This window comes from Vibrio sp. 10N.286.48.C11 (assembly GCF_041469805.1).
Taxonomy (GTDB): domain Bacteria; phylum Pseudomonadota; class Gammaproteobacteria; order Enterobacterales; family Vibrionaceae; genus Vibrio; species Vibrio crassostreae_C.
Genome location: NZ_JBFRLK010000013.1, coordinates 15,269 through 34,171 on the forward strand (window position 1 = coordinate 15,269; position 18,903 = coordinate 34,171).

16 protein-coding genes are annotated in these 18,903 nt (G+C 45.8%); 4 read left to right on the top strand and 12 right to left on the bottom strand.

All coding sequences use genetic code 11. From position 1 onward, the window contains the following. Positions 1-33 precede the first annotated feature (33 nt). The 4 genes from AB4209_RS04500 (at position 34) to crp (ending at position 3,153) form a co-directional block, all read left to right on the top strand. Complete coding sequence (locus AB4209_RS04500; RefSeq protein WP_019825349.1) at positions 34-1,026, top strand: hydrolase; 993 nt, start codon at positions 34-36, stop codon at positions 1,024-1,026. Positions 1,027-1,121: 95 nt separating this feature from the next. Continuing rightward, on the top strand, positions 1,122-1,334 hold the full coding sequence (locus AB4209_RS04505) for a YheU family protein (RefSeq protein WP_215406500.1): 213 nt from the start codon (positions 1,122-1,124) through the stop codon (positions 1,332-1,334). A gap of 77 nt (positions 1,335-1,411) precedes the next feature. Then, positions 1,412-2,281: a phosphoribulokinase gene (locus tag AB4209_RS04510; protein ID WP_010435210.1), complete on the top strand. Its 870-nt coding sequence runs from the start codon at positions 1,412-1,414 to the stop codon at positions 2,279-2,281. Between the two features lie 239 nt (positions 2,282-2,520). Next, the gene (gene crp / locus AB4209_RS04515) at positions 2,521-3,153 is read left to right on the top strand and encodes a cAMP-activated global transcriptional regulator CRP (RefSeq protein WP_004729651.1); all 633 of its coding nucleotides are present in this window, start codon (positions 2,521-2,523) and stop codon (positions 3,151-3,153) included. 183 nt (positions 3,154-3,336) lie between these two features. On the opposite strand, the gene AB4209_RS04520 is transcribed toward crp, so the two are convergent. From AB4209_RS04520 to aroB, 12 genes are all read right to left on the bottom strand, one after another. After that, on the bottom strand, positions 3,337-4,128 hold the full coding sequence (locus AB4209_RS04520; protein ID WP_004729652.1) for a DUF1338 domain-containing protein: 792 nt from the start codon (positions 4,126-4,128) through the stop codon (positions 3,337-3,339). 257 nt (positions 4,129-4,385) lie between these two features. Continuing rightward, positions 4,386-5,843, bottom strand: coding sequence for a succinylglutamate-semialdehyde dehydrogenase (astD, locus tag AB4209_RS04525; RefSeq protein WP_017085988.1), 1,458 nt, complete (start codon positions 5,841-5,843; stop codon positions 4,386-4,388). Between the two features lie 39 nt (positions 5,844-5,882). After that, entirely contained in the window at positions 5,883-6,902 is a 1,020-nt protein-coding gene (astA, locus tag AB4209_RS04530) for an arginine N-succinyltransferase (protein ID WP_004729654.1), read from the bottom strand. A gap of 107 nt (positions 6,903-7,009) precedes the next feature. After that, positions 7,010-8,221: an aspartate aminotransferase family protein gene (locus tag AB4209_RS04535; protein WP_004729655.1), complete on the bottom strand. Its 1,212-nt coding sequence runs from the start codon at positions 8,219-8,221 to the stop codon at positions 7,010-7,012. A 465-nt stretch (positions 8,222-8,686) separates the two neighbouring features. Further along, entirely contained in the window at positions 8,687-9,265 is a 579-nt protein-coding gene (locus AB4209_RS04540) for an aminodeoxychorismate/anthranilate synthase component II (RefSeq protein ID WP_017068833.1), read from the bottom strand. A gap of 200 nt (positions 9,266-9,465) precedes the next feature. After that, a complete protein-coding gene (locus AB4209_RS04545) occupies positions 9,466-12,060 on the bottom strand; it encodes an ExeM/NucH family extracellular endonuclease (protein ID WP_372054990.1) in 2,595 nt (864 codons plus the stop codon). A gap of 385 nt (positions 12,061-12,445) precedes the next feature. Then, positions 12,446-13,462 carry a tryptophan--tRNA ligase gene (gene trpS / locus AB4209_RS04550; RefSeq protein ID WP_016796005.1) on the bottom strand — a complete coding sequence of 339 codons (1,017 nt, stop codon included), beginning with the start codon at positions 13,460-13,462 and terminating at the stop codon, positions 12,446-12,448. A gap of 150 nt (positions 13,463-13,612) precedes the next feature. Then, positions 13,613-14,299 (bottom strand): phosphoglycolate phosphatase, encoded by a 687-nt coding sequence (locus AB4209_RS04555; RefSeq protein ID WP_017061120.1) that lies wholly within the window; start codon positions 14,297-14,299, stop codon positions 13,613-13,615. Positions 14,300-14,401: 102 nt separating this feature from the next. Continuing rightward, the gene (gene rpe, locus AB4209_RS04560) at positions 14,402-15,076 is read right to left on the bottom strand and encodes a ribulose-phosphate 3-epimerase (protein ID WP_010435263.1); all 675 of its coding nucleotides are present in this window, start codon (positions 15,074-15,076) and stop codon (positions 14,402-14,404) included. Between the two features lie 200 nt (positions 15,077-15,276). Next, positions 15,277-16,125 carry a Dam family site-specific DNA-(adenine-N6)-methyltransferase gene (locus AB4209_RS04565; protein ID WP_372054992.1) on the bottom strand — a complete coding sequence of 283 codons (849 nt, stop codon included), beginning with the start codon at positions 16,123-16,125 and terminating at the stop codon, positions 15,277-15,279. Between the two features lie 69 nt (positions 16,126-16,194). After that, a complete protein-coding gene (locus AB4209_RS04570; protein ID WP_017068836.1) occupies positions 16,195-17,712 on the bottom strand; it encodes an AAA family ATPase in 1,518 nt (505 codons plus the stop codon). 79 nt (positions 17,713-17,791) lie between these two features. After that, positions 17,792-18,880 carry a 3-dehydroquinate synthase gene (gene aroB / locus AB4209_RS04575; RefSeq protein WP_372054994.1) on the bottom strand — a complete coding sequence of 363 codons (1,089 nt, stop codon included), beginning with the start codon at positions 18,878-18,880 and terminating at the stop codon, positions 17,792-17,794. Between the last annotated feature and the right edge of the window lie 23 nt (positions 18,881-18,903).

The following is an 18,903-nucleotide window of genomic DNA, read 5'->3' on the forward strand; positions in this document are numbered from 1 at the left end:
CAAAACCCGTATAAAGAAGCATGGATCGTTTTTATGACAATATTTACCGCAGCTGCTGGTCTCTCTAATCCGCACTTACAAACCTTAGTGCCACGGTTTATTAGGAAGCAGGCGCTGTTTCATCCTCACTGGCAAACCTTAGAAACACCCGATGGTGACTTTCTTGATCTTGCTTGGAGCGAATCACCAGACGGTGACACCTCAAATAAAAATGATCGCAGTAGCAAGCCGATATTCGTTCTATTCCACGGTTTAGAAGGTAGCTTTGAGAGCCCTTATGCCAATGGATTAATGAATGCGTTTGCTAAAGATGGTTGGTTGTCCGTGATGATGCACTTCAGAGGCTGCAGCGGAAAACCCAATCGCCTGGCTCGCGCTTACCATTCAGGTGAAGTCGAAGATGCGCGCTTTTTTCTAAGACACCTGCACGCCCAGTTTCCGAATAACCCTAAGGTTGCGGTTGGCATATCTTTAGGTGGAAACATGCTGGCGAACTATTTGGCTGAGTACGCAGACGACCCATTGCTGTCGGCGGCGACCATCGTATCTGCTCCTTTTGACTTAGCGTGTTGCTCTAGTCGTATTGAGCGTGGTTTCTCCAAGCTCTATAAGAAGTACCTGCTCAACTCTCTAAAATCGAATGCGCTAAAAAAGGTTAACCTGCTGCAGGAAAAACTTGGCATCACCGCTGAAGCCATCAAGAACATCACCAAACTGTATGAGTTTGATGAACGAATCACTGCGCCTCTGCACGGCTTCAAAAATGCCCAAGATTATTATGCGCAATGTTCTGCGCTGCCTAAGCTCAATAAGATCAAACTACCAACTCAGATCATTCATGCCAAAGACGACCCTTTCATGACCGATGATGTGATCCCAAAATTCGTTCTGCCCGATAACATCGATTATCGACTGTTTCAAAAAGGCGGCCATGTTGGGTTTATTACTGGTAGCACACTCAAACCAAGGTTTTGGTTAGAAGAAGCCTTGCCTGCCTACTATGAAAGTATCCAAGATTCGGCATAATGACCGAGCCTTAGTAAATAGAATAAAAACATTACTAAGCACACGTATTTCTACATCAATAAACATATCTATGAACATAAAAGAGAGAAGTATTTATGATCATCCCATGGCAAGACATTGCGCCAGAGACACTGGAAAACCTCATCAAAGAGTTCGTGCTGCGTGAAGGCACAGACTACGGCGACGTAGAGGTTTCGCTGCAAAACAAGATTGATCAAGTGAAACATCAATTAGCTTCAGGAGAAGTCAACATCGTGTTTTCTGAGCTCCATGAAACCGTTGATATTCAAGTCACAAAACGCTTCTAAGCTGCGCTCATAAAGGAGCCGTGTTATAGTGGTAAACGATTGCTAACAAGTAAGTTACTCAAAAGACAAGGGTTGTCATGTCCGCTAAACATCCAATTATTGCGGTGACGGGTTCATCTGGAGCCGGCACCACCACCACCTCAGAAGCCTTCCGAAAAATGTTCAATATGATGGACGTGAAGGCCGCTTGGGTTGAAGGGGATAGTTTCCATCGCTTCACTCGCCCAGAGATGGATGTCGAGATCCGTAAGGCTCGCGAGCAAGGTAAGCACATCAGCTACTTTGGTCCACAAGCCAACGATTTTGGCGCATTAGAAGAGTTCTTCCGTAAATACGGTAACGAAGGTACAGGTAAAGTAAGAAGCTACCTACACACCTTCGATGAAGCCGTGCCTTACAATCAAATGCCGGGCACCTTCACGCCATGGCAAGAGATCCCTGAAAACTCCGATGTGATGTTTTACGAAGGCCTGCACGGCGGTGTGGTTGATGGCGACATTAACGTTTCTCAACACGTCGATTTGCTGATTGGCATGGTACCTATCGTAAACCTAGAGTGGATTCAAAAATTCGTTCGTGACACCCGCGATCGTGGCCACTCACGCGAAGCCGTAATGGATTCCATTGTTCGTTCGATGGATGATTACCTTAACTACATTACCCCGCAATTTTCGCGCACTCACATCAACTTTCAGCGTGTTCCAACCGTAGATACATCTAACCCTCTCAACGCCAAAGGGATTCCAAGTTTAGACGAAAGCTTCGTAGTTATACGTTTGCGTGGCATCAAAAACGTCGATTTCCCCTACCTTCTGGCTATGATAGATGGCTCATTTATGTCACGCCACAACACGCTTGTGGTGCCAGGCGGCAAGATGAGTTTTGCTATGGAGCTCATTGTAAGGCCCATCCTACAACAGCTCATCGAAACCGGAAAAATAGGCTAACAAGACGCCATTCTGGTTGATTACTTTTCATACCGTGATCATGTGCACAATTTTGCGTAAAAAATCGTAGCTTGGTCACGATTAAAATCAAGAAATAGTACCTGAAAAAGGATACTATTCTTAAACGAAACACAAGATAGCTTGCAGCGCTCAACGAGTGCTCTTATCCTACAAGTCAATCCAGGCTTAGCTAAAATACGGAAAGCGGCAAGCATACCCTGCAGAGGAAGTAAGATATTATGGTTCTAGGTAAACCCCAAACCGATCCAACATTAGAGTGGTTCCTTTCACACTGTCATATTCATAAGTACCCTTCAAAAAGTACTTTGATTCATGCTGGTGAAAAGGCAGAAACCTTGTACTACATCGTTAAAGGTTCTGTGGCAGTTCTTATCAAAGACGAAGAAGGTAAGGAAATGATTCTTTCTTACCTAAACCAAGGTGACTTCATTGGTGAACTTGGCCTCTTCGAAGAAGACCAAGAGCGTACTGCATGGGTTCGTGCAAAATCTCCTTGTGAAGTAGCTGAAATTTCTTTCAAGAAATTCCGTCAACTTATCCAAGTGAACCCAGATATCCTAATGCGCCTTTCAGCGCAAATGGCAAACCGTCTACAAGTAACTAGCCAAAAGGTTGGTGACTTAGCGTTCCTTGACGTAACAGGTCGTATCGCTCAAACGCTACTTAACCTAGCGAAACAGCCAGATGCAATGACTCACCCTGACGGCATGCAAATCAAGATCACTCGTCAAGAGATTGGCCAGATCGTTGGTTGTTCTCGTGAGACAGTAGGTCGTATTTTGAAGATGCTAGAAGAGCAGAACCTAATTTCTGCACACGGTAAAACTATCGTGGTATACGGCACTCGTTAATCTCGATTAACTGAGCCAAAAATTTGAAAGCCACCAAATGCAAATTTGATGGCTTTTTTGTTTTCTAAAGATCTAGAGAGCAGATGCGAGATACGAGAAGAACTCTCTGAATCCTATTTGTAAACTTCCTCGAAGCGAAGCGTACTCGCATCTTTAGGGTAAAGCCCGTGCTCATATCTTTCTTTAACCGTTGGTGCTCTCAAAGATCTTGTCAGCCGATGCTGCAACAAATCCTGTATAAAGCTCACCATTCGCCATCGCATAACGCTTAGCGAACTCGTAGAAGCCACCAGGAATCACCTCGTTGCCTTCAACAAATGAAACTGGGACTTTGTCTGCCATTGTAGATGATTGCTCTAATAAGACCTCTGGAGAGCCTTTAACCTGACCGCCAGATGCATTGATAGTGAAACCTGAATCACTCAAATAGTCATTCACAGTCTGTACTTCATCGAACTCATTGAGCTGGTTCACACTCACCGTAAAGTGGTTTGCACCGTAACCATGAGCCGCTAGCCAAGACGCGTATTCACTCTCTTTTGCTAGAACTTGGAAATCCGCGAAGCTCAGATCCCAAAGGCGACCACCAAATAAGAACTCATGACCTTGAAGCTTGCTTGCGTCCACTTGCTCAACCAACTTAGCAACGATCTGTTGTAAGTCACTTGAACACTCTTCTACCTTCAACTCACTAATGAACACTTTCGGTTGGTTTGGGTCTGGGTGCTCGTAGTGCTTAGCCACTAACTTCTTGCTCTCAAACAAGTAGTCGCCACAAGCCTTGTAGCCTAATTCAAGGAAAGGCTTAGCCAGTGTTTCAATACCCAGCGGCGCAACATTGAAAGTTCGCAGTGCAATGTGATCATTAATCAGGGCTTCGTCTTCTTTCAGCAGATGATGAACTTTCTCAGCCGATGGGCAAAGCCTGTGAATGTAATCGTCCCATAGTGATTTAAAGAGTAGATCGGGCGTCATGGTGACTCCTTGTCAGAGGTTCTAGCAAGCTAGTAATTTGGATTAGAGAGGGAGAGGCTGGACACAGAGTCAGCAGCCATCAGCCTGTGACATACTTGTTCTATTATTATCTACCGCCCAATCTAGGTGTCGGACGTGATGGAAAAAGGAAGCGATAACACCACTTCCTTATTACACAATTAACCAATGAACCTGTTATTCATGAACCTAGAGCTCATAAGCTTGTGATTCATCAAGTTATAGCTTAAAAGCCAAAACTACAGCTCAATACCTGGACTAAACGTAGCCGGCAGTTGAGTTTCACCACCTTCCATTGACGCCATAGGGTAAGCACAGTAATCAGCTGCATAGTACGCACTTGGACGCAGGTTACCTGAAGCACCTGGGCCACCAAATGGTGCATCACCACTTGCGCCTGTTAGCTGGCGGTTACGGTTAACAATGCCCGCACGGATATGGTCAACGAAGTATTCCCACTCTGAATCGTCTGTTGAAACTAAGCCTGCAGACAAACCAAAACGTGTGTCATTAGCCAGTTCAACCGCTTGCTCTAGTGACTGGTAACGAACCACTTGCAGCAATGGGCCGAAGTACTCTTCATCTGGCAGTTCAGCAATGTTGGTTGCATCGATAATACCCGGAGAAACAAACGCCGCTTGACCCGCTTTTGCTTCTACTAGGCTGACACCGCCTAACGATTGCAGATTCGCTTGCGCGTCCAGAATAAACTTAGCCGCAGCTTCAGAGATCTGTGGGCCCATGAAGGGTGCTGGCTCAGCGAATGGCTGATCAACACGAATCTTCAAGGTAGCCGCAACGAGCTTATCGAGCAGTTGATCGCCCTTCTCGCCAACAGGCACATACAAGCGACGTGCACATGTACAACGTTGGCCCGCACTGATGAAGGCCGACTGGATAATGGTATAAACCGTCGCGTCAGCATCACCAAATTGGTCAGTGATCACCATCGGGTTGTTGCCGCCCATCTCTAGCGCCAACATCTTGCCCGGTTGACCAGCAAACTGACGGTGAAGGATATGACCGGTATTAGCACTGCCCGTGAATAGCACGCCATCAAGACCTTTAGCATCAGCCAGTGCGATACCAGTTTCTTTAGCGCCTTGCACTAGGTTAATCACGCCAGCCGGAAGGCCTGCTTCTTGCCACAGTTTCATCGCAAACTCACCCGTCCAAGGTGTCTGCTCTGACGGCTTAAATACCACGGTATTACCCGATAGCAGTGCCGGAACAATATGACCGTTAGGTAGGTGACCAGGGAAGTTGTAAGGACCAAATACCGCCATAACGCCTAATGGACGATGACGCAGTACGATTTGGTTACCTGCCGCTTCACGCGAAGCTTCGCCCGTACGTTCGTGGTATGCACGAATAGAGATAGCGATCTTGCCCGCCATCGCACCCGCTTCAGTGCGAGTTTCCCAAATCGGTTTACCCGTCTCTTTTGCAATAATCTGTGCAATTTCTTCGCTGTTCTCTTTTACCTTCTCAGCAAAGTTCAATACGATCGCTTCACGCTCTGCAAAGCTCAATTTTTTCCAAACTAAGAAAGCGTCACGCGCCGCTGCTACTGCAGATTCAACCTGTGCTGGTGTTGCACTATCGCCTTGCCACACGACTTCATTATTGTATGGGCTTACTGATGTCATGGCGTCGCCTTGACCTGCCACCCACTGTCCTGCTATCCACTGAGTCATACTTCTATCCTTAAAATCTTCGACAGATAATCGCCGCTCTTATTGAGCCAACATGCGAACGAATTCGCCTTCTTTTACTTCAAGAGCGCTTGCTACTTCAGATGATAAAATCACTGTGTCGCTAGCTTGGTCATACGCGCCTTTCGCGGCTACTGCGCGGAAGTTCTCAAACGAGGTATTACCAATGAGGAAGTCTTTAGAGCTTGAATGCTCTGCAATTGTCACTTGAGCTCGAATCGCATGACGCACTGACTCGATATTTCTTAGATCACACTCAACCGTTGGGCCCCCATCAAAGATGTCAACATAGCCACGGTTGGTGAAACCTTCACGTTCCAGCAACTTAAGTGCAGGGCGCGTATTGTCATGAACCTCTCCAATCACCGCCTGAGCTTCTTTGCTCAGCAAGTTCACATAGATAGGTAACTTCGGCATTAGGTCAGCAATGAAGCCTTTCTTACCGATACCGGTTAGGTAATCTGCAAGCGTGAAATCAATTGAGAAGAAGTGCTCTTGCAGCCATTGCCAGAAAGGAGAGTTACCTTCCGCATCCGATACACCACGCATCTCAGCAAAAATCGTTTTCGAGAAACGCTCTGGGTGCTCAGACATGATCAAGAAGCGACACTTAGACATCAAACGACCATTCAATCCACCACGGAAAGCCGGGCGCAAGAACAGTGTGCAGATCTCACTGCATCCGGTGTAGTTATTGCCGAAAGTCAGTAGCTTCACGACGTTATTAACGCCAAGCTTCTGCGATGAGTGAACCACTTTGCTGATGTGGTAAGAGTAAAACGGAACATCCCAGCCAATTGAGGCTTCGATACCCGTAGTACCTGCGACTTCTCCGGTTTCGGTATCAAAGCCAACCATTAGGTAGCCTTCATCACCAGGTTCAGTCACGTCTTGTTTAGCAAAGCTGTATTCAGAATGAGTAATACGGTTGGTTAACAGTTCTTCGTTAACCGGAAGAGATGTGAATCCGTGACCAGATTCAACCGCGCAGGTATGCAACGCATCGTAATCAGATAATTTTATTGGGCGAACAACTAGCATCAATATTCCCTCCAGATGCAAAACAGGCCCAAAACGAGAATCTTGGGCCTTTAGCAGTACGTCATGGGATCGCTCTAATGGCGATCATTCCTATGACGCCGCTCAGGCTAAACTAGCGTAGCGATTGCTTTGTCTAGTTTTGATAAACCTTCTTCAATTTCTTGTGTAGTGATAACCAGTGATGGTGTGAAACGAACCACGTTTGCACCCGCAACCAGTACCATCAAGCCTTGTTCGCCTGCTGCCACTAATACATCACGAGCACGACCTTGCCATGCTTCATTAAGCGCCGCGCCTAGCAATAGGCCTTTACCGCGAACTTCACTGAATATTTGGTATTTGTCGTTAATCTTAGCTAAACCATCACGGAACATAGCTTCGCGTTCTTTCACGCCAGCCAACGTTTCAGGTTGGCTTACTACGTCAACAACTGCTTCAGCAACGGCACACGCCAGTGGGTTACCACCGTATGTAGAACCGTGCGTACCGACTTTTAGGTGTGTCGCGAGTTCGGTGGTCGTTAGCATTGCGCCGATTGGGAAACCGCCACCTAGTGATTTCGCTGTACTTAGGATATCAGGAGTCACACCTAGGCCTTGGTAAGCGTAAAAGTTACCCGTACGGCCATTACCTGTTTGCACTTCATCAAAGATAAGCAGCGCATTGTGTTTGTCACACAGTTCACGAACCGTGTTCACGAACTCAGATGTTGGAGAGATGATACCGCCCTCACCTTGCAGAGGTTCCATCATGATTGCACATGTGCGATCTGATATGTGCGCTTCTAGCGCGGCAATATCGTTGTAAGGCAAGTGAGTTACATCGCCCGGTTTAGGGCCGAAGCCATCAGAGTAAGCCTCTTGACCACCCACAGTTACAGTAAAGAAAGTACGACCGTGGAAACCTTGTTTGAATGCAATGATTTCAGACTTCTCAGGACCGTGCACATCCGCTGCCCAACGACGAGCTAGCTTCAATGCAGCTTCGTTCGCTTCTGCACCAGAGTTGGCAAAGAATACTTTTTCTGCAAAACATACGTCGGTTAGCTTCTTCGCTAGACGCAATGCAGGTTCGTTAGTCATCACATTACTTAAATGCCAAATCTTGTTTGCTTGCTCAGTAACTGCGTTAACCATTGCTGGGTGACAGTGACCCAAACAGCTCACAGCGATACCACCAGCAAAGTCGATATATTCTCGGCCTTGTTGGTCCCAAACGCGTGCGCCTTCCCCTTTTACCGGGATCATTTCCATTGGGTTATAACAAGGCACCATCACCTCATTAAACAGACTACGTTCTACTTTTTTTTCCACTGTCATCGTACATTCCTTTTCGATACCGCAAGCTTCGCAAATAAGCGTACTGGTTCATAAGTGAGACAAAGATATTTTCTCTCGCCATAATCCCGCTGCAGCATTATATTTACATTTAATTAACGTTTTCAATAGTAGATTATTCTTTAGCTATCCCTAACAACCAGCTAAACGTCACTACCTATGACTATTTATGCATCAATTAATCTGTTTTATGAAGCTTTTTTTACCTAAACGTATAACCTGCAACGGCAAAGCCTTACTGGCATTGCGGTATATTGGGTTCGAGACGAAATAACGCGAATAATTTTGCATAGGCTAAAAACTTAGCCTCAAGAGGGAGAAATGTTATAAAAAGTGATCAGCGTCAGAGGAGTAAGAGACGCGTAGCGCCCGAATTTAAACGCTTAACGAATGGACTAACAGGTTTAACTGGCTTATTTAGGCGGAGAAACGGTCGAATTTAAACAATCAACGCGCTAAGAAGTTAGCGAGAAGCTGGTGTCCTTGCTCTGTTTTAATCGACTCAGGGTGAAATTGCACCGCATCAATCGGCAAGGTTTTGTGTTGATAACCCATGATCTCATCCATGCTGCCATCTTCAAATTCCGTCCAAGACGTCAGTTCAAAGCAGTCAGGAAGCGTGCCATTTTTCACCACTAGGGAATGGTAACGTGTCACAGTTAGAGGGTTATTAAGCCCTTGAAAGACGCTCTTGCCATTGTGGCGTATTGGAGAGGTTTTACCGTGCATCACTTGTCTGGCTCGCACTACTTCACCACCAAACACTTGAGCAATGGCTTGATGACCAAGACACACACCTAAGATCGGCAGTTTACCCACGAAGTGTTCAATGACTTGTAGAGAGATTCCCGCATCATCAGGCGTACAAGGACCTGGCGAGATAACAAGATGGCTAGGATTCAGCGATTCAATACCCGCAATATCAATCTCATCGTTGCGAACAACTTTTACAGTGACCCCTAACTCACAGAAATACTGATACAAGTTATAGGTAAAAGAGTCGTAGTTATCGATGATAAGTAACATGGGTCGAAATCGTTTGCTAAATACTAAAGGATTGGGAGATATAGGGGCGGTATTGTGCAATACCCATGGCGAAAGGCAAGTGGAAACTGCATTTCGCCAATAATTAAGGCCAACCTAAGTTGACCTTAATTGTTTACAGATAGCCTTAAGTTATCTGAATTGGCCTGCTTGTATAGCAAGCCAATCTATTTGTGATTGAGCTACTTGCGACGACGCCACATTGCTAAACCAAATAGTGACATCAGAGCACCGAAGCCAAATGAACCACCTACTCGCAGTTCAAGAACAGCAGGATCATGATCCGATGAACGGAAGTGATCTTGGTACTTAGGTAGGTCACCTTTGAACTCTTCGTTGTAGTCAAACAACGTCGACTCACCACCATTGATGTGCCAATCGGTCGCATCGACAACCCTATCTTTCAGGCTGTCACTGATCAACAAATGATCCAAGGCACCAACTTCATCATTGTATGAGTAGCTCCAGCTGTCTGGGTGCTTTTGAGCCACAGCATTAATGTAGCCGTAGTTCTTAGTAATCACCGCACCGTTATCACCAAACTGCTCGACGCCGTCAATGTAAGTGTTACGCGCCGCTTTGATTTGCTTACCGTATTTCTCTTCAGAGTAATCCGTAAGCACCAGCATTGGATCTTCCATGCCGTACGAGTTCATATCCCCCAGAATCACTTTATGGCCTTTGATGCCGTCTAGCGCTTCACCCAAAGCAACTGCTGCAGCCACACGGAAGTTCTCACATGAGCCTTGCTTATCGGCGTCAACGCCACCTTGACCGCCCTGCTCGACCGGTGCAGCATCTTCCCAACACTTAGAACCTTTCGATTTAAAGTGGTTAATCGCAACGGTAAGTTTCTCTTTAGTGCCTTTAACTTTAAAGGTTGGCGCCAATGAGTCACGTTGGTAGTTCTTACCGTCTTCAATCACCTTGCCAGAATCGTCTAACACTTCTGGTGCTTGTTGGCTTGGCATAGCTATAACACGGCTGTCTTTAAGCTTAACTACTTTCTTACGGTAAATAACACCCGTTGTGATTACGTCAGTACCAATCGAGTCCATCTCGTCGGTTACGCCATCTTCATTTGAATCAACAGCGACAAACGTATAACGGTCTTTCTTACGCTCAATGCGATCATTCAGTTGGTTTACAAGTTGCTGAATGGCAGAGCCTTCACCAAAGCCATTGTTCTCAATTTCCATCAAGCCAATGATGTCTGCATCTAAGCGAAGAATCGCGTTCACAATCTTCTCTTGCTGCATCTCAAACTCAGTGATGGTGTTCGCGCCACGGTTATTGCCGTGCTGATTCGCGTCGCCACCAAATGGAGAGTTGAAGTAGTTCAATACGTTGAAGGTCGCAATACGTAGGTCGCCTTCATCCATGTCTGGTTTGTCGGTACGCGGATCGTTACGCACATAGTTTTCAGCCGAGATCTGGTTAGTCGCAATTAAACGGTACTCACCGTAGCTGTAAGTCAGCACGCCTTCTAGGCCAACAATGGTGTCATCAATGCGGATGTAATCTTCTGTTGAACCATCTTGGTCGATATCAGTGCGGCCAAAATCTGGGTAGAAAGGGACTTGTCCATCAGCCGCTTTTTGATCGGTTTCAACGAAAAGACGGCGGTCTGCGTTGTCTTCAGTTTGCTGCTTCGCTTCGTCAGATCCCGCGGCGAAAAGCTGGTTCGGCTGCATGTTAATACGCTCATGCGCCAGTACCATGTTGTTACGACGACCTGCGTAGTCATAACCAAAGGTACGCGTCACACGCATATCAAGCGCTTCGGTTGTTTTCACCAACATGCCTTCGTAGCGTTCAAGCGTTGCAGCGAAGTTCTCGTCACTGTCTAGCACTTCAATCGCCGTAGCTTCAGGTGCCTGCTGCTCGCCCTGTTTTAGCCATTGGTTGTTTTCTACTTTCAGCTGAGTGTGGCTGTAGTATTCTTGAACCTTGCCTTTCACACACACTACATCACCGGCTACTAGCTCTGAGCTCGACTGGTTGGTATGAATAAATAGCCCCTCAGAAGTGCTTGAGTTGAAATCATCCTCAAGTGCTTGCAGGTAGAAGCCTTTAGTTAGGCCTGTTGTTACCGCACTTACCACACCTTTTACGAAATATTCATCGTTGGTGATGTATGGGTAGCCATCGATGAATGGCGATGTAGCGCCCTCACCTTGGATTTCTTGAATGGTGGTGAATACTGGGTCAGAGCCATCTTGTGTACAAGTGAACGCTTCTGGCAGTTCAACGCTGTCTAGTGAACCTAGGCCTTCAATGCTGTCTTTTGGTAGCGATACCCATTGTGAAGCATCAAACGTCGCAGAAGGTGTTTGTGTCGCACGAACCAAAGTAACATCTTTGCCCCAGTCCACATCGCCCATCAAACCAACAACATCATGTACCGAGCCGTCTGAATTCAAGATAGCCAGCGGGTCGTCACCATTATGATTGGCGATAGAGGCATTAATGATGTCAGCTTGAGCTTTAATCTCATCACTCGCACTAGAATGTGCGACCACGAGTACTTCACCGGGTGCTAAAACGTGTCCATCTAAAGGTAAAGTGGCACCCCATGATCCGTTGCCATTGGCAGATTTCGCCAATGAGTAACCATCTAAACTAATGCTGCTATCGCCACTATTGGCAATCTCAACCGCTTTGTTATAGCTGCCGCCTTCCACATATTGTGAAATAAACAAATCAGCGTGTGCGCTTGTAGTTAACAAGCTACCAATTGCCACTGCTAGCAATGAAGGTTTGTGTAAAAGAGCCATCCGTTTCACCTGAGTTCATCGAGTTATAGTCACTGCCATCTATGGGCAGTCATGTATTTTGTGGTAACTATCAGGTTTATTTATGAAAGGAATAAGTCAGTTGGCAAGAAAATGAGGAACTTATCACTTTGGAATCATCAATTGTTTGGCACGTTATATATTTCCAACATATATAGAAACGAGTGTAATTTTATAAAGCTTGAGGGTACCAAATAAGATCATCTGCACAGCATTACAGCGATGGATATGCTAGCTAAATACTGGGTAAATTATCAATTCAAACAAGGGGGTTTCGAGGAAGGCAAATGGAATGGGCATGAAAAAGCCCAAAGTAAACAACAGCTACTTTGGGCTCAAATTCTCAAGCGAGTTGTGTTAGTTCACCCTATGGGCGAGTAACAAAACCTACTGCTTCGTATGCTTTTTTCAGTGTCACTGCAGCACGTTCAGAGGCTTTTTCAGCACCGGCTTTCATTACTGCGTCCATGTAGGCACGGTCAGCACGGATACGGTGATATTCAGCTTGAATCGGCTCAAGCATCTCAACCAATGCTGCGCCTACGTCTTTCTTGAACGGACCGTACATTTCAACGCCTTGGTACTGCGCTTCGATCTCTTCGAACGTTTTACCTGTCGCTGCAGAGTACAGACCCATTAGGTTAGAGATACCCGCTTTGTTTTCCCAATCGTGAGCAATGCGTGGTGGTGTTTCTGCATCGGTTTGCGCTTTGTTGATCTTCTTGATGATCGACTTAGGTTCTTCTAGCAAAGTAATCACGTTCTTACGGTTGTCGTCTGACTTAGACATCTTCTTCGTCGCATCTTGCAGGCTCATTACACGTGCATTCACTGTTGGAATGTAAGGTTCTGGTACTTGGAAGATTGGCGTTTCAGGACCGTAGATGTTGTTGAAGCGAGTTGCGATATCACGCGCTAACTCTAAGTGTTGTTTCTGGTCGCTACCTACAGGCACTTGATGAGCACCGTAAAGCAGGATGTCTGCAGCCATCAACACTGGGTAGTCGTATAGGCCTACGTTTACGTCATTTGAGTGGCGTGCAGACTTATCTTTAAACTGAGTCATACGGCTCAGTTCACCCATTTGCGTGTAACAGTTAAGAAGCCAACCAAGTTGAGCATGCTCTGGTACGTGTGACTGAACAAATAGCGTGCTCTTCTTTGGATCAACACCGACAGCAAGACAGATTGCTAGTGCGTCTAGAGTCGCTTCATGCAGTGCTTTCGGGTCTTGGCGAACCGTAATTGCGTGAAGGTCTACAACACAGTATTGGCAATCGTAATCATCTTGCATCTGTTGCCATTGACGTAGAGCACCCAAGTAGTTACCGATACTTAGTTCACCAGATGGTTGAACACCACTCAATACGATGGGCTTGCTCATGGTTTTAATTCCTTTGCTTATTCGCTAAGTTTATTGAACGCTTAGCTTCTTAACTTAAATATAGAAAAGCCGCACAGCTCTTCTGTACGGCTCATCCAGTGTACTCATTGATAAGTATTTTGCTAGTAGGTTAGCTAACTTTTGTCCGCTTTATGCTGAAACTAGAACGACATCTAGTAATTGCGCGACGTTATCCGCGACATAGTCAGGGTTTGATGCTGAAATCGGCTCGCCGTGGTTATAACCGTAAGTCAGACCAAACGAGTGACAACCTGCATTCTTAGCCGCTTTAATGTCGTTGCTTGAATCGCCAACCATCAACATCTCTTCCGCTTTTACATTGTGCTTTTCTAGCAACCAGTTCAGAGCGACTGGGTTCGGTTTTTTCTCTGGGAAAGAGTCGCCACCCAACACATCAACAAAGTACTTATCAATACCGTGTTGCGCCAGTACGTCTGGTACAAACTTCGATGGCTTGTTGGTAACCAGCGCCATAGTGAAGCCGGCTTTATCCAGCTCAGCCAGCGTCTCTTTAACCGATGGGTAAAGGTGACTTAGCTTGTGACCGCCCTGCTCATAGAAATCATCAAACAGGATGCGTGCTTTTTTCAGTAGCTCTGGCTCTAGGCTTGGGTCAACCGTCAAGTTACGGCTGAGTGAACGTCCGATAAGAACATCAGCACCATTACCTACGTAGTCGCGAACTTGTTCTTCGCTCACTGAAGGGAAGCCCAACTCCTGACAAGCTTGGTCAGCAGCAACGGCCAAATCAGGCACGCTGTCTAACAAGGTTCCATCCAAATCAAAGGCGATCAGTTTTATTGAGCTTAATGACATCTTACTTTCCTATTTATTATATTCGTCTTATGAGTTGAGCGATAAGACGTAAAAAAGGGGCAAATTAGCCCCTTAATATTCAATCTATCTGTAGTTTTACGATTATGCGTTTACTTTTGCAAGCTCTGCACGCATCTCATCAATCACTTCTTTGTAATCCGGTTGATTGAAGATAGCTGAACCCGCAACGAACATATCTGCGCCCGCTTCTGCGATTTCACGGATGTTATCAACCTTCACGCCGCCATCAATCTCAAGGCGAATGTCACGGCCTGACTCATCAATCAGCTTACGAACAGCACGTAGTTTATCTAGCGTGTGAGGAATGAAAGATTGACCGCCGAAGCCTGGGTTCACAGACATCAGTAGAATCATGTCTACTTTGTCTAGGATGTAATCTAAGCAAGAAAGCGGCGTTGCAGGGTTAAGAACCACACCCGCTTTACAGCCGTGCTCTTTGATTAGCTGTAGAGTGCGATCGATGTGCTCTGAAGCTTCAACGTGGAAGGTAATCATTGATGCGCCGGCTTTAGCAAACTCAGGCACGATGCTGTCTACTGGCTTAACCATAAGGTGAACATCGATAGGAGCCGTAATACCGTAGTCGCGCAGCGCTTTACAGATAGGCGCGCCAAAAGTCAGGTTAGGTACGTAGTGGTTGTCCATCACATCGAAGTGCACAACATCAGCACCAGCTGCGAGTACTTTTTCTACGTCTTCACCAAGACGAGCAAAATCTGCAGACAAAATCGATGGAGCGATTAGAAAATCTTTCATACCAAACCTCTTAAGAGTGAGTAAATTGCGAATATCACCGCCTTGTGACATCTCATATACAAATACAAGACTCAATTCCAAGACTATTTGGTGTGCAATTCTACCTAAGCAACTAAGCAGATCCTAGCAGTTCGAAAGATTAGTTTATGAAAGTACCCGTTGGTCACTCAATTTAATGAGTTCGAGGGTTATGTTGGCCGCTACAATTCTTCTGAAGCGTGTTGCTGGTTTTTCTCTTTATGAAAAAGTGCCAGTAACTCATCGACTTTATTGCGCCCTGCGCCATTACGGCTAATGGTGCGCTTAACCTTGACCACGTTCAGTTCTGCACCATGGTATAAACGGCGCGTTAAGGTGGTGTCATGGTTTGAGATCAAGACAGGGATGCCTCGTTCCATCGCTGCTTTTTCAGCAACATCCGCCAGTGCAGCTTGGTCATCTAAGCTAAAGCCATTACCTGCGTAAGAGGTAAAGTTTGCCGTGTTCGACAGTGGTGCGTATGGAGGATCGCAGTAAACCACACAGCCTTTGCGCGCGCGGCTAAAGGTTTCATGGTATCCCTCACAGACGAAGGTGGCTTTTTTCGCTTTCTCGGCAAAAAATTCCAGCTCAGCTTCTGGGAAGTAAGGTTTTTTATAAGAACCAAATGGAACGTTAAAACCGCCCTTCTTGTTGTAACGACATAGGCCATTGAAGCCAAATCGGTTCATATACAAGAAAGCCAATGAACGATACATGACGTTATCTGTACCATTGAACTCAGCGCGAATATCTAAGAAGGCTTCTTTACGGTTGTTCTCAGGACAGAACCAGCGCTTCGCTTCCATGATATAAGTTTCAGGATCGGTTTTAAGCAGGTTGTACAGGTTGATAAGATCGGGATTGATATCTGCAAGCAGGTACTGTTCAAAGTCAGTATTCAGAAATACTGAGCCGGCACCGACAAACGGTTCTACCAATTTACGAGCAGGTGGCAGGTGACGTTGGATGTCTTCAACTAGGCCATATTTACCACCAGCCCATTTTAGAAAGGCACGCTGCTTTTTCATTTACTGCTCTATCTATCAACTCAAAAATAAGGCTGCGGAATGTAACATATTTTGAGGCTAAGCTCAGGGTTATTTCGCACGTTCTATCTCTCGATGCACTTGATTCATCGATTTTGCCCAAGGTTCCAACTGTTGAAGGGGTTTTGATAACGCACTTACCGCGTCTCTCGCCACTTGAATCGTTGGGTAATCTTGATAAGTGATAATAAACCACTTGGTGTCGTTGCGAAGTGTTGGGTAAATACGAACCTTGTTCTCAAGGTCATACTCTTCAATGAAAGACTGTACGTCGTCCAATGAGGTCATCGCACTCAACTGCAAAGTATAAGCTCGCGGAGAGATAGCTTGTAACTCTTCGCGAGAAAATGAGAATGTAATTTTCTTAGTCGGTGGCGTGGACTGTGTTAGGTCTGTTGCTTCATCGGCTGAAGGCTGTGACTCCACTTTGTCTGCATCTGATTGCGAACTCACCGCGGCACCTGTGTTTTCTTCAACAGCAGCATCAATCGCACTGGTATCGGCACTTTCAGGTTTATCATCAAGCAAGGCATCAACCACATCAGAGGTGATCACAACACGCTGCTGATCTTGTTCGACTTCTCCAACACTCGCGGTATCTTCAACGACAGTCGGTGGCAAAGATGAGCTGTCGTCATCAGCACCTTGATAACTCATGTCAGCTTCGGCTTCAGAATCGTCCATTCCGTCGATTCCAGCTTGCTCGGTACCACTTTCCACTTCAAAAGTTGGGATAGCTGTCTGTTCAATCGGAGCGATAAGAGATTGCGCTTTATCGTCAGGGGTTGGTTGACTGAACATCCACCAATAACCACCACCAATTAAAATCAACAGCAAGGCCACCACAATCGCGATATTGATGGGTGAGCCAATAATTGAGCGAATAATAATCCTTTTTTCCACTTTCAATTCTCCTAAAGCCATTAACTCACCGGGCAGAGGTTGCGCTTTATTAAACGCACGTCGCACGCAAGTTTCAGACTCATCATCAACATATCGAATCACCAGTGATTCAAAGAAATGTTCAGCTTCTGGTTGCGAAAGGTCATCGATCTCAAGATCGATAGGTTTGTGTTGTTGACCGTAGCTCAAACGCGTTAATAACGTATCTAAGTGGCCAGGTTCCGAGAAGAGAACGATATTGATCGTCCATTGAGGGTTTGATTGAGCTTCCAGTACCAACATCCATAATTCGGATACCAATAGCTCAGAAAGTCGTTGGGCATCATCAACGACGATAACCACATTACACGGTTCTCCATCCAGTAACCTTGTTAGGCTATCCGATAAAGAATCATGTTGATTAAACAGGGGATCAGAAACAATTTGGCTAAGAATAAGCGCGCGGCGTTGTTGATCGTCTTGGCTTGGATGACAAAGCAGTAAACACTGATTTTTTTCTGTCGACCATGCTTCAAGATAACGCTGAGCCAACCAAGATCGGCCAGAGCCAGCTTTGCCAGCAACCGTCACAAGGTTTGAACCAAAGTTAGTCAAAAGCTGTAAGCGCTCTAGCAGCTCAACTTGAGATTCTAACTCTAATACTCTTAATTCATGAGCCAAACTCATTGGGGATCCCTACTGATAAGATCGATCAGTAAAACGCTTCAATTGCCTAGAGTTTAGCTAGGCAACCTCACAACCAAATTTAAAGAGTACGGCAGAAATCGATCGCTTGTTTAATGATGTCTTGAGGCACATCAGCAACCACTTCAGCAGTACCAATACTTGTTGGTAATACCAAACGCAACTGACCAGACAGCACTTTTTTATCGCGCATCATGTGCTTCATAAAGTCTTCAAAAGACATGCTTTCTGGCGTATGGATTGGTAGTTTCGCATTCTTGAGTATAGAAATAACTCGCTCAAGTTGCTGCTGAGAGATCAGTCCCTGTAATTGAGCTGTTTTAGCTGCTATTACAGTGCCTGACGACACAGCTTCACCATGTAGCCAATTACCATAGCCTAGTTCTGCTTCAATCGCATGACCAAATGTATGACCTAGGTTCAATAACGCTCTGATTCCTGACTCTTTTTCATCTAGAGCCACCACTTCAGCCTTAATTGCACAACAACGAGCAATCGCGGTAATCAGTGCTTCTTCATCAAGTTGATAAAGTTTCTCTAGATTCTGCTCCAACCAATCAAAGAAGGCTTCATCGTAAATGATGCCGTATTTGATCACCTCAGCAATGCCCGCTGCAAACTCACGCTCTGGAAGCGTTGATAAACAGTTGGTATCGATGATCACAGATTTCGGTTGGTAAAAAGCGCCGATCATATTCTTACCAAGAGGATGGTTTACTGCGGTTTTACCACCAACAGAAGAGTCCACTTGAGAAAGAAGGGTCGTCGGGATTTGAATGAAATCAATACCGCGCTGGTAACAAGAGGCAGCAAAACCGACCAAGTCACCGATAACACCACCTCCTAAAGCAATCACCACCACATCGCGGCTGTAATTTCCTTCAAGCATGTAGCTCATCACTGAATTGAACGTTTCAAGGGTTTTGTACTGTTCACCGTCTGGCAGCTCGAGAAGAGATGTCTGACAGCCGACTTGATCCAATAGCGATAAAATTTTATCAGCATAAAGAGGCGCTACTGTCACATTACTGATAACAACAACTTTCTGCTTACCTGATAAAAAAGAAAGGTACGCCGGGTCTTCAAATAACCCGGCGCCAATAGAGATAGGGTAGCTACGCTCAGCTAGATTGACCGTAATCCGTTCCATGGGTTTGCTCTCCGAAAAAATGA

Bases quoted from the DNA above. Each gene is read 5' to 3' on its own strand.
- AB4209_RS04500 (WP_019825349.1), top strand. From the start codon at position 34: ATGACAATATTTACCGCAGCTGCTGGTCTCTCTAATCCGCACTTACAA.
- AB4209_RS04505 (WP_215406500.1), top strand. From the start codon at position 1,122: ATGATCATCCCATGGCAAGACATTGCGCCAGAGACACTGGAAAACCTC.
- AB4209_RS04510 (WP_010435210.1), top strand. From the start codon at position 1,412: ATGTCCGCTAAACATCCAATTATTGCGGTGACGGGTTCATCTGGAGCC.
- crp (WP_004729651.1), top strand. From the start codon at position 2,521: ATGGTTCTAGGTAAACCCCAAACCGATCCAACATTAGAGTGGTTCCTT.
- AB4209_RS04520 (WP_004729652.1), bottom strand. From the start codon at position 4,128: ATGACGCCCGATCTACTCTTTAAATCACTATGGGACGATTACATTCAC.
- astD (WP_017085988.1), bottom strand. From the start codon at position 5,843: ATGACTCAGTGGATAGCAGGACAGTGGGTGGCAGGTCAAGGCGACGCC.
- astA (WP_004729654.1), bottom strand. From the start codon at position 6,902: ATGCTAGTTGTTCGCCCAATAAAATTATCTGATTACGATGCGTTGCAT.
- AB4209_RS04535 (WP_004729655.1), bottom strand. From the start codon at position 8,221: ATGACAGTGGAAAAAAAAGTAGAACGTAGTCTGTTTAATGAGGTGATG.
- AB4209_RS04540 (WP_017068833.1), bottom strand. From the start codon at position 9,265: ATGTTACTTATCATCGATAACTACGACTCTTTTACCTATAACTTGTAT.
- AB4209_RS04545 (WP_372054990.1), bottom strand. From the start codon at position 12,060: ATGGCTCTTTTACACAAACCTTCATTGCTAGCAGTGGCAATTGGTAGC.
- trpS (WP_016796005.1), bottom strand. From the start codon at position 13,462: ATGAGCAAGCCCATCGTATTGAGTGGTGTTCAACCATCTGGTGAACTA.
- AB4209_RS04555 (WP_017061120.1), bottom strand. From the start codon at position 14,299: ATGTCATTAAGCTCAATAAAACTGATCGCCTTTGATTTGGATGGAACC.
- rpe (WP_010435263.1), bottom strand. From the start codon at position 15,076: ATGAAAGATTTTCTAATCGCTCCATCGATTTTGTCTGCAGATTTTGCT.
- AB4209_RS04565 (WP_372054992.1), bottom strand. From the start codon at position 16,125: ATGAAAAAGCAGCGTGCCTTTCTAAAATGGGCTGGTGGTAAATATGGC.
- AB4209_RS04570 (WP_017068836.1), bottom strand. From the start codon at position 17,712: ATGAGTTTGGCTCATGAATTAAGAGTATTAGAGTTAGAATCTCAAGTT.
- aroB (WP_372054994.1), bottom strand. From the start codon at position 18,880: ATGGAACGGATTACGGTCAATCTAGCTGAGCGTAGCTACCCTATCTCT.